This window comes from Hoylesella timonensis S9-PR14 (genome assembly GCF_000762405.1).
GTDB classification, from domain to species: Bacteria; Bacteroidota; Bacteroidia; order Bacteroidales; family Bacteroidaceae; genus Prevotella; species Prevotella timonensis_A.
Genome location: NZ_JRPQ01000076.1, coordinates 1 through 8,456 on the forward strand (window position 1 = coordinate 1; position 8,456 = coordinate 8,456).

Annotated in this window: 8 protein-coding genes; 3 read left to right on the forward strand and 5 right to left on the reverse strand. The window is 41.0% G+C overall.

Going from position 1 to position 8,456, the window contains the following annotated elements; translation table 11 throughout:
- Positions 1–141: 141 nt before the first annotated feature.
- Positions 142–537 carry a DUF8479 domain-containing protein gene (locus tag HMPREF9304_RS05130; RefSeq protein WP_036927066.1) on the forward strand — a complete coding sequence of 132 codons (396 nt, stop codon included), beginning with the start codon at positions 142–144 and terminating at the stop codon, positions 535–537.
- A 99-nt stretch (positions 538–636) separates the two neighbouring features.
- Here the strand turns inward: HMPREF9304_RS05130 and HMPREF9304_RS05135 are convergent, their stop codons facing one another.
- The 3 genes from HMPREF9304_RS05135 to HMPREF9304_RS05145 form a co-directional block, all read right to left on the reverse strand.
- Positions 637–933 carry a winged helix-turn-helix domain-containing protein gene (locus tag HMPREF9304_RS05135; RefSeq protein WP_036927068.1) on the reverse strand — a complete coding sequence of 99 codons (297 nt, stop codon included), beginning with the start codon at positions 931–933 and terminating at the stop codon, positions 637–639.
- 147 nt (positions 934–1,080) lie between these two features.
- Positions 1,081–2,841 carry an aspartate--tRNA ligase gene (gene aspS / locus HMPREF9304_RS05140; RefSeq protein ID WP_036927069.1) on the reverse strand — a complete coding sequence of 587 codons (1,761 nt, stop codon included), beginning with the start codon at positions 2,839–2,841 and terminating at the stop codon, positions 1,081–1,083.
- A gap of 290 nt (positions 2,842–3,131) precedes the next feature.
- Positions 3,132–4,397 (reverse strand): ATP-binding protein, encoded by a 1,266-nt coding sequence (locus tag HMPREF9304_RS05145; RefSeq protein ID WP_036927074.1) that lies wholly within the window; start codon positions 4,395–4,397, stop codon positions 3,132–3,134.
- A 713-nt stretch (positions 4,398–5,110) separates the two neighbouring features.
- On the opposite strand from HMPREF9304_RS05145, the gene HMPREF9304_RS05150 reads away from it, so the two are divergent.
- Positions 5,111–5,500 (forward strand): DUF1573 domain-containing protein, encoded by a 390-nt coding sequence (locus HMPREF9304_RS05150; protein ID WP_036927075.1) that lies wholly within the window; start codon positions 5,111–5,113, stop codon positions 5,498–5,500.
- Between the two features lie 421 nt (positions 5,501–5,921).
- Here HMPREF9304_RS05150 and HMPREF9304_RS05155 read toward each other — a convergent pair whose 3' ends face one another.
- Both HMPREF9304_RS05155 and HMPREF9304_RS14645 read right to left on the reverse strand, forming a co-directional pair.
- A complete protein-coding gene (locus HMPREF9304_RS05155; protein ID WP_008122292.1) occupies positions 5,922–6,176 on the reverse strand; it encodes a DUF5053 domain-containing protein in 255 nt (84 codons plus the stop codon).
- A 64-nt stretch (positions 6,177–6,240) separates the two neighbouring features.
- On the reverse strand, positions 6,241–6,396 hold the full coding sequence (locus HMPREF9304_RS14645; protein ID WP_036927077.1) for a hypothetical protein: 156 nt from the start codon (positions 6,394–6,396) through the stop codon (positions 6,241–6,243).
- 159 nt (positions 6,397–6,555) lie between these two features.
- Between HMPREF9304_RS14645 and HMPREF9304_RS05165 the strand changes: the two genes are divergently transcribed.
- On the forward strand, positions 6,556–8,349 hold the full coding sequence (locus tag HMPREF9304_RS05165) for a M6 family metalloprotease domain-containing protein (RefSeq protein WP_052045918.1): 1,794 nt from the start codon (positions 6,556–6,558) through the stop codon (positions 8,347–8,349).
- The last annotated feature ends 107 nt before the right edge of the window (positions 8,350–8,456 follow it).

Here is an 8,456-nt window from a genome sequence, read left to right on the forward strand (position 1 = left end):
CGAAGACAGAGAAAGTTTACTTTCTATGTTGAGGCGAAGCCAAACTTCTGCAAAGATAGCTATTTATCTTTAATAATTCGTTGGAGCTATTCATAAAATTAGTAAAATATATGTATCTTTGCAAGAAACAAACAACAACAAATGAAAAGGATATTTATTGTCGCAACCACCGTGTTAGCTCTGATGAGCTGTCACGAAAATTTAGAAGATAGATGTGTTCGTGAAGCAAAGGAATACACCGAGAAATACTGTCCCACGCCCGTTGTCAACAGTACCAGAACAGATAGTGTGACCTTTGACAAAGCTACGAAAACATACCAATACTTTTGTTCGTTTGTGGACGAGTTGGATAATCCAGAAATCGTCAAGCGAAACTCGCAAAAGTTACATTCACTTCTGATTAAGGAAATCAAAGATAACACAAGTATCAAGAAGCTGAAAGAAGCAAACTATAATTTTGCCTATATCATTCATTCAAGCAAAAATCCTAACAAGGTGCTTTATCAACAAACCATACGTGTGAAGGATTATCAGTAAACAGCGATGGCAAGCATAGCACAGAAAAAAGATGAGTTTGTTTTCAATAAAAACAAACTCATCTTTTGCATTGGTATCTCTCTAAGAGAATTGCATGATTTAAGCTAAGGTAAAAAGATGATCAGCATCTTTTATTTTACCTTCTTTGAAAAGCCAACCTATTCCTAAGTAAACTTCTTCTGTTCCGATTTTTGCAGCTTTGGCAATTTCTGCTACGCTCATTGCCTTACCAGCTGATGCCAATGTTTGATAAACATCACCAGCACGGAAACCAACACTTTCTGCGTTTACTACCAATGCAGCGTTCTTCACAGAAGTTCTTTTGCATGCTGTAGCTTTCTTTGCTGGAGCTGCCTTCTTAGAAGCTGCTGCTGTCGTTACTTTCTTTTCTGTCATAATCGCTAAGTTATTAATTATTATTAAGCCACATGTGGCTGTTCATTTATAATTTATGATACAAAAGTAGTATTTTTCTTTTAAATATACTAATTTTCAATTAACGAAATAACACATTTGCAGCCTACAACGCATAAAAATCGTCGTTTATTGATGTAAATCAAGTTTTATCTGCAATTCGTCCAACTGCTTATCATCTATACAATTAGGAGCATCCAACATTACATCCCTTCCACTGTTGTTCTTTGGGAAGGCAATACAGTCACGAATACTGTCAAGCCCAGCCATGATGCTCACAAAGCGATCCAAGCCAAATGCTAACCCTGCATGAGGTGGCGCACCATACTTAAAGGCATTGATTAGAAAGCCAAATTGAGCCATGGCTTTTTCTGGAGTGAAGCCTAAGATTTCAAACATTTTTGCTTGTAACTGACCGTCATGGATTCTCAAACTGCCACCTCCCACTTCGATGCCATTGCAAACAAAGTCGTAAGCCTTTGCTCTAACTTTCTCTGGGTGTTCGTCAAGCAGTGGGATATCTTCTGGATTGGGCATGGTAAACGGATGATGTGTTGCCATCAATCGCTGCTCCTCGTCGCTCCACTCGAAGAGTGGGAAATCGACAATCCACAGACATTCAAACTTGTTCTTATCTCGCAAGCCGAGCCGTTCGCCCATCTCAAGTCTCAGCGCACACAACTGAACGCGGGTCTTGTTAGGTTGGTTTCCGCTCAATATCAGCACAAGGTCGCCATCTTTAGCCCCCATCTGCTCTTTCACCGCCAACAGTTGCTCTTGTGTATAAAATTTATCGATGGAACTCTTGATACTTCCGTCCTCATTATATTTAATGTACACCAATCCTTTGGCACCTACCTGTGGACGCTTCACAAACTCTGTCAAGCCATCCAATTGCTTGCGCGTGTAGTTAGCACAACCCGGCACACAAATTCCTCCAATATAAGCTGCCTCGTTGAATACGCTGAAGTCTGCTTTCCCCTTCAGGGTATCCATCAGTTCCACAAACTCCATTCCAAACCGCAAGTCGGGCTTATCGCTTCCAAAGCGTTTCATCGCCTCTGCCCAAGGCATTTGTTGTAATTTAGCAGGCAATTCAACTCCTCGAATTTCCTTGAAAAGATGACGACAAAGGTTTTCAAACAAGCCAATCACATCCTCCTGATCGACAAAGCTCATCTCACAGTCTATTTGTGTAAACTCAGGCTGTCGGTCGGCACGCAAGTCTTCATCTCTGAAACATTTAGCTATCTGGAAGTAACGGTCGAAGCCGCTCACCATTAACAACTGTTTCAAGGTTTGAGGACTTTGTGGCAGTGCATAGAACTGTCCTGGATTCATACGTGAAGGTACCACAAAATCACGTGCACCCTCGGGCGTAGACCCAATCAGCACAGGTGTTTCCACCTCAATGAATTGCTCATTGTCCAAGAAATTACGTATCAAGATAGTCATGCGATGACGCAATTCGAGATTCTTCCGCACCGTAGGGCGACGCAAATCCAAATAGCGATACTTCATACGCAAATCATCGCCACCATCTGTCTCATCCTCTATCTTAAAAGGTGGTGTGAGACTCTCGCTCAAGATCACCAATTGACTCACAAGAATCTCAATGTCTCCTGTGGGCATCTTTTCATTTTTGCTTTGTCGTTCGCTCACCGTGCCTTTGACCTGAATACAGAACTCACGTCCCAGTTTGTTTGCCTGTTCACAGAGCTTTGCATCAGCGGCTTCATTAAAAACCAGTTGTGTTATTCCATAACGGTCGCGCAAATCAACAAAAGTCATTCCGCCCATTTTTCGGGTGCGTTGTACCCATCCCGACAAGGTTACTTCCTTGTTCACATCAGAGAGTCTTAACTCTCCACATGTATTTGTTCTATACATAGTTTGAAAATTATATACATTTTTAAGAACCCCACAATGGGTTCCATTTACAACATTGCAAAATTAAGTAAAATTGCTGAAACAAACAAAGTCTGCAATCACTAATCTGCATTTCAAAGTTTTACGCCAGCTTTGTGCGGTATCATCCAGATTGGAAGTGAAAAGCTCAAGTTTTCAACACCAAACAAGAGTTTTATAAAATGATTGACTATTTTTGCACTTGCTGGTTGACTCTACGCAACTATGGAAAGTGCTTAAAATTGTAGAATATGGGGATATATTATAAATCCTTATTGTGTACCCTTCTCCATTAACCTCTCTGGATCACGGAGAAAATCCATAATATTGACGATATATACACCCTCTTCGTTCATGTAGGTAGGCTGCAGTCCATTCACTATCACGATCCGGCGAAAGCCATCGCGAAGTTTACGCAATGAGGCCAGTTCCTGGTTACGCTTCTCTTCTGTTTCCATCGCATAAGCCGATTGAATATACACTCTTTCATAGCCACGGTTGCAGACGAAATCAACCTCCAACGTTTTCCTCCTGCGTGTACCATCTTCACCCTTTACTTCGGTAAACACTTGTCCGACATCCACTTTCATGCCTACAGCGCGAAGTTCGTTGTAAAGCATATTTTCCATTATGTGTGTAGGCTCAACCTGTCGAAAACCAAGACGGGCATTTCTTAAACCGAGGTCTTCAAAGTAATACTTATAAGGGGAGTCTATGTATTTGCGTCCCTTAATATCATACCGTGTGGCACGTTCAAGCACGAATGCGTCTTCCATATATTCAAGATATAGGCGTATGGTATCTATCGAAATGCTACTATGCTTAACACTTTTGAATGTGTCTGCTATTTTTGGTGGATTGGTCAATCCACCAACACAGGAAGCCATAATATCCACCAGTTCTGCAAGGTCGCTGTCCTGACGCACATCATAGCGTTCTTTAATGTCACGCAAATAGGTATGCTCCATCTGCTGCTCCAGATAGTTAACCTTCTTGTCTATGTCTTGCTCAAGCACTACCTGAGGCAAGCCACCATACAGCATATATTCGCGAATTAGTTCTTGTGAATAGTTTCCGCGAAAATCTGCCACTTCTTTGAAAGTCAGTGGGCGCACGTGTATTTCATCGCCACGACCACGGAATTCTGTAATGACATCCTTCGACAGAAACTTCGCATTCGAGCCTGTCACAAACACGTCAACATTGCTGATGCTAAGAAATGAGTTCAAGACATCTTCAAACTCACTGACCATCTGTACCTCATCCAGCATCACATAATAGTGACCATCTGATGACAGACGGCTGTTTATGTACTGCAGTAGGACATCCGGATCTCTCAAACTTTTATTCAGACGGTTTTCAAGATTTACTCCTATGATATGATCTTCCTTTACCCCATGCTCAAGCAGATAGTTTTTGAAAAGTGTAAATAGCAGATATGACTTACCGCTTCTGCGCATACCTGTTATCACCTTTATTAAACCATTGCCACAACTGTGAATAAGTTGATTCAGATACTTATCTCTGCTTATATCCATATTCTCTACTCTTTGATTTTGTGTAAATACACGTTTTTAACGACCGTAAAAATACATTTTTCTCTTCATTCATACAAGTTTTACAAGAATAATCCTTATTCCTAAAACACATTTTTAACTAAAAGGCTTTCAATATATATGCTTTTGGATAAATAGCTGTCCTTTACCATTGGCAGATTGGTTCAGTAAATTCTTGCCTGTGAAGTAGGGAATTGTGTTTTGACCCACTTTTTGGGTCAAAACAAGTAATGTCAAATAAAATTCTGTGATGATTATCCTAATCGGAAATCGACACGGAATTTTGAGAATATAGATAAAAATATTATTGGTTATTTCACTTTTAAGCGTATAGTAAAATCGCTGTAATGCTCCAAATCGAGAGTTATCAAAATAATCATCTGATTATCAATTTATTTTTTTTAAGATTAGGCATAGAGGCAGGGAAAGATTCTCTGCCTTTTGCTATATTTGTAGTCCAGAACAAAGAAAAATGAATATACGAGAACGCTTCGGCACTTTGTGCTCCAGATTGGAAGTGAAAAACTCAAGTTTTCAACACCAAACAAGAGTTTTATAAAAGGATTGACTAATTTTGCACTTGCTGGTTGACTCTACGTCGTGAAGGCAATAGTTTAATTTTTCTTAATATTTGACCGTTATCATTATTTTATATCTATCTTTGCAGCGAATAGTTGTAAAAGAAAGGATAAACAATGAAAAAATTAATGATGCTTACGTTGATGCTCTTTACCTGTTTCACCATGGCAAATGCTCAACAGAATGCACAAATCAAGTTTGATAAAACAACACAGAATTTCGGTGAGTTCAGTGAGAGTTCACCTGTTCAAACCTGTGTTTTCACCTTTACCAATGTGGGTAATGCTCCTCTGATTATCAATCAGGCTGTAGCAAGCTGCGGCTGCACAGTTCCAGCATATACCAAGACCCCTATTCAACCGGGTAAGAAAGGCGAAATCAAAGTAACCTATAATGGTAAGGGCAAGTTCCCTGGTCATTTTAAGAAAACGATTACTGTTCGCACGAATGGCGATCCAGAAATGACTCGTCTCTACATTGAGGGAGTCATGAAAGAGGCTAAATAGACGAACATAACATTATGAATATGAGGCAATTTGAAGATATCTTTCTTTGAATTGCCTTTTTTATTTTCTCCCAAAAGTGTCCTCTCTCTTTTAAGAAAAAGTGCAAGTTTCAGTTCTCCAAAGTACAGGCAGTATGGTCCCCCGAGATTGAAAACATGGGTTAATGCCGTTATCTACATGGGTTAATGCCGTTATCTACATGGGTTAAGCCGCTTATCTACATGGGTTAAAAGCACTAACCCATTGAGTTATTAACGCAACGAGACCCTGAAACAGCAAGCGTTCTACGAATGAAACGCTGCCGACAGACATGAAGAAATAAAGTGCATACGCTCCATGTTGGAAAGCATGCACTTGATAAGACTGCGTCCGTAAGCGTCGGGCGACCTTTTGTCTTCATTGGTCAAACAGATAACCACGCCTAAATGCTTTCTGCAGCTCGTCGGATGCGGTTGCTCAAATCGAAGAGCGAGCCGCGAAGCTGTTCCAACTCCTCCTCGTTGAAACCGCCCTTACCACCGTTGCCGTCGATACCGTTCAACTTGTGATAGAACCATGAAGAAGATTTGTGAAAATATTTGTTGGCAAAGTCCATCCACGACACAGAGAGGTTGATGTCTGCCAAACGCTGCTTCATATCACTGACCACTACTTGCTTTTTAATAATTGTTTCCATTGTTATTTCCTTTCTTTTAGTTGAAGCTCTATCCCCATGAGGGAGAAGAGCGGTGGTTTTATTGTTAATAGGGTTGTCGGAGCATAGAGTAAAACTTCTCTATGATGATATCCAGTAGTTCAGGATAACCGTTGGGATAAGACCGGTTGTAGTTTCTCATCTGCTCAAGAAGGTCTCTTTCATCATTTGTAACCCTCATTGTTTCCATTTCTTGTTTCATTTCCCGTTGCTTTTTATGAAGACAAGGCAAAGATAATACATTATTTTGTAGTTTACAAGTTTTACTACTTTATTTTATAGTAATTGTACGAAACACGCAAAAAGGTAAAAAACAGCGCATAATAAAAATAAATTTTGTATTTTTGCAAAACGATTGAATATGTTACAAATACAACGTCACAATATAAAAAAGTCACTATTGACATTGATTTCTCTCCTACTGGTAAGTCTGTCTTGGGCTGCCAAAGCGTGGAAAATGCCGCTAACGGTCACTCAACCCGACGGTAGTGTGTTACAAGCCTACCAACATGGAGATGAACATTTTAACTGGTACACTGACAAAGACGGAGTCATACTGATTCGCAAAGCCGACACCTTTTATATTGCGCATATCGACCGATATGGGAAAATATCATCGTCAAACCTTTTGGCGCATGAGAAATCGCAACGACAGGACGCTGAAAAGAGAGCGGTGGCAGCGCAAAACAGAAACCTGTTTTTTGAAAGAGCACAACAACAGATAGAAACTCGTGCCATGCGTCGCGAACCTGTACAAGTGAACAGTACTTTTTTCCCGCATACGGGTTCGCCCAAAGCCATCGTCATTTTGGCTCAATATAAGGATACCCCATTCACACTTACCAATCCTCGCCAATCGTTCCAACAGTTTCTCAATGGCAAAGGACGCCCTACTGACTACGGACACGGTGAGGGTAAAAACGCTTCGAGTGTGCAACAATATTTCAAGGACATGAGCTTTGGTCAATTTACACCACAGTTTGACGTCTATGGTCCTGTGACACTTCCGCACAACCTTGCATATTATGGAGGAACTTCTGCAGATGGCTCTAACGAAGAGTTCGAAGAACTGATTACCGATGCCTGCCGTCTTATGGACGATTCGCTTGACTTTGCAAACTATGATGCCAATAACGACGGCTATGCCGATTTGGTGTATGTTGTCTATTCAGGCTATGGACAGAACATGGGTGCCCCCGACAACACCATGTGGCCCAAAGCAGGAACGATTTACCCCTCCCCCTCCTTTGACGGAAAAAAGATATATAGGGCAGGCATCAGCAACGAACTGATTGGCAACCCTGAATATCCTGAAGAAAAAATGATATCAGGCATCGGACTCTTTTGTCATGAGTTCAGTCACTGTATGGGGCTTCCCGATTTCTATCCTACATTGGCGAGTGCTCGAGGGGACAACCAAGGAATGGAGGCATGGAGCCTCATGGACGATGGTGAATATACCGCCAATGGTTGGTGGCCTACAGCCTATACGGCTTGGGAACGCGAAGCCATGGGCTGGATGAAGATTGAGGATTTGACTACTGCGCAGCAAATTGAATTGAAAACCATTGATAACAAGGGCAAAGCCTATCGCATCTACAATGATAACGATCCGAACAAAAATGATTATTACATTGTTCAGAACATTCAACCCAAACGTTGGAATGCAGGCTTGAAGAGTAATGGACTGTTGGTGTATCATGTAAATTATAAGGCTTCTGAATTTATATTATCATCAAACAGCGTGAACAATGTGGAAGGCAAGCCCCGCATGACCGTAATTCCTGCTGATGGACTGCTTTACAGCTCGTACAATGAGGACAGAACTAAATACAAAGAAGAATTAAAAGGCGACCTCTTTCCTGGGACGAAGAATGTAACAGAACTCACAGATGCGAACAATTTGCCCAACTATGCACCATGGACAGGAGGGACGCTTGATAAGCCTATTTATAACATTTCGGAGAGAGATGGCAAGATATATTTTGATTTTCTTCGAAAAGATTTCACCAATGGCATTGAACAAACCACGTACAAAGACCGCCCTCTCGATGAGCGCATCTACACACTGGACGGTCGTTATGTAGGAACCGATGACAGGATATTAGAGAAAGGTATCTATATCAGAAATCACAAGAAGTTTGTCAAACCTTAAAGGCAGGTTCTATAAATTACCACCGCACATAGTCATCAAATGTTTATGAAATACGTTTTGTTATCTTTTGGCTTCTTTTTGGTTCAAAATGTAAGTTCGTTCAGTCG

Bases quoted from the DNA above. Each gene is read 5' to 3' on its own strand.
- HMPREF9304_RS05130 (WP_036927066.1), top strand. From the start codon at position 142: ATGAAAAGGATATTTATTGTCGCAACCACCGTGTTAGCTCTGATGAGC.
- HMPREF9304_RS05155 (WP_008122292.1), bottom strand. From the start codon at position 6,176: ATGGAAACAATTATTAAAAAGCAAGTAGTGGTCAGTGATATGAAGCAG.
- aspS (WP_036927069.1), bottom strand. From the start codon at position 2,841: ATGTATAGAACAAATACATGTGGAGAGTTAAGACTCTCTGATGTGAAC.
- HMPREF9304_RS05145 (WP_036927074.1), bottom strand. From the start codon at position 4,397: ATGGATATAAGCAGAGATAAGTATCTGAATCAACTTATTCACAGTTGT.
- HMPREF9304_RS05165 (WP_052045918.1), top strand. From the start codon at position 6,556: ATGTTACAAATACAACGTCACAATATAAAAAAGTCACTATTGACATTG.
- HMPREF9304_RS05150 (WP_036927075.1), top strand. From the start codon at position 5,111: ATGAAAAAATTAATGATGCTTACGTTGATGCTCTTTACCTGTTTCACC.
- HMPREF9304_RS05135 (WP_036927068.1), bottom strand. From the start codon at position 933: ATGACAGAAAAGAAAGTAACGACAGCAGCAGCTTCTAAGAAGGCAGCT.
- HMPREF9304_RS14645 (WP_036927077.1), bottom strand. From the start codon at position 6,396: ATGAAACAAGAAATGGAAACAATGAGGGTTACAAATGATGAAAGAGAC.